Source organism: Paraburkholderia tropica, from assembly GCF_914484835.1.
In the GTDB taxonomy this organism is placed as follows: Bacteria; Pseudomonadota; Gammaproteobacteria; order Burkholderiales; family Burkholderiaceae; genus Paraburkholderia; species Paraburkholderia tropica_A.
The window spans coordinates 1-1161 of the sequence record NZ_CAJZAR010000004.1 but is presented as its reverse complement, the minus strand read 5'-3'; the positions used below and the strand labels follow the sequence as shown (position 1 = coordinate 1161).

Sequence of the window (1161 nt, the reverse complement as noted above, 5' to 3'; positions counted from 1 at the left end):
CGTTTTCCGACCTATTACGCGTGCGACTCGGGAACAGACACAATGCCGCTGCGTGACTCGAACAGTGAAGACAAACCGTCGCTCGACAAATGCTGTTCGAGCCGAGCGACAAGCGACACCAGATGCAGCGCCACCGATTCCGGCAGGCCCGCTTGCTTCACTTTAGCCGCGCTCGCAGCCGCAACGAAATCCTTGAGGCAAGCGCTGTCCGGGAGTGTGCAGAGCAGTTGAAATGCCGCGTGTCGCTCCGGCTCGGTCAATTCGACACCAGACAGCTTGCCGAGATAATCCGTTAGCCATTGCGACGCTTCTTTTTCGATCTTGTCCATGTTTCTCGTATCCTGCTTTCCGTTCAATCAGCCGTTCTGGGCTGAATCTCTTTGCCTTCGGTGTAAGCGCGGCCTCGCGCCTGCGCACAAGCTCGATGCGCCGGATTCACGCCATCGAGCCGCACAAAATCATCCGACTTCACAACCCGCTTGCACAAGCGGCAACGCGGCTTCGCCTTGATTACTTCGGGATTCCAGTTGCCTTGTGCCATCGCAGGGTTTTCCTAGATGCTGTTGCCAGCGATCAGCCGTGCCGCGCACCTGAGCGCAACGGCCTCATAGCGGGAACGATTGCCGAAAAGCTCCGCGTCTGTGCGGGCCATCGCCCGCAGCATCAATCCGAGACGGTATGCGTCGTCGCTCATGCTCTTTTCCGTTGGCTATTGCCCGGCGCCAGAACCGCGAATCGCGGCTAGTTCGGCATCGGTAAGACGCAGCGCGTCGTATTGGACCGCGTCGCTCACCGGCGCGATCGACTGGCTGCCGCCAGGATGACCCGACTCCCAGGCCTTCACAAGCTCCTCAGACTCATCGGTTGCAGCGAGCTCCGCTATCGGCTTCCCAACTGGCGAGAACCGAAGCGATGCGAGTAAAACCTCGTCCGTCTCACGCTGATCCATGATTCACAACCTCCCGTGTTTTTCCCTTGCGGAGAACGCCCGCAGCTTTGCGACACCGCAGGGCGCCCACAAGTATTTATGACGTGCGCCGTATTTTATAGCCACAATAGTGACTTGTCACGTCATCTTTGTGAAAAGACGAGCCGCAGCCCGAGCACAAATGAAACGAGCCAGCAAGTTGCTGGCTCGTTTCATTTCGATCGACGTTTTCC

Annotated in this window: 3 protein-coding genes; all 3 read right to left on the bottom strand. The window is 58.1% G+C overall.

Annotated features, from left to right (window positions below):
* Window positions 1-14: 14 nt before the first annotated feature.
* From LDO54_RS01610 to LDO54_RS01600, 3 genes are read right to left on the bottom strand one after another with little or no spacing between them, the layout of a single operon-like run.
* Complete coding sequence (locus tag LDO54_RS01610; RefSeq protein ID WP_224005225.1) at window positions 15-329, bottom strand: hypothetical protein; 315 nt, start codon at window positions 327-329, stop codon at window positions 15-17.
* A gap of 23 nt (window positions 330-352) precedes the next feature.
* Window positions 353-541 carry a hypothetical protein gene (locus LDO54_RS01605; protein WP_224005222.1) on the bottom strand — a complete coding sequence of 63 codons (189 nt, stop codon included), beginning with the start codon at window positions 539-541 and terminating at the stop codon, window positions 353-355.
* Between the two features lie 12 nt (window positions 542-553).
* Window positions 554-694, bottom strand: coding sequence for a hypothetical protein (locus LDO54_RS01600; RefSeq protein WP_224005219.1), 141 nt, complete (start codon window positions 692-694; stop codon window positions 554-556).
* Between the last annotated feature and the right edge of the window lie 467 nt (window positions 695-1161).

Excerpts from the sequence above, each read along its gene's own strand:
- LDO54_RS01610 (WP_224005225.1), bottom strand. The coding sequence starts at position 329 with ATGGACAAGATCGAAAAAGAAGCGTCGCAATGGCTAACGGATTATCTC.
- LDO54_RS01605 (WP_224005222.1), bottom strand. The coding sequence starts at position 541 with ATGGCACAAGGCAACTGGAATCCCGAAGTAATCAAGGCGAAGCCGCGT.
- LDO54_RS01600 (WP_224005219.1), bottom strand. The coding sequence starts at position 694 with ATGAGCGACGACGCATACCGTCTCGGATTGATGCTGCGGGCGATGGCC.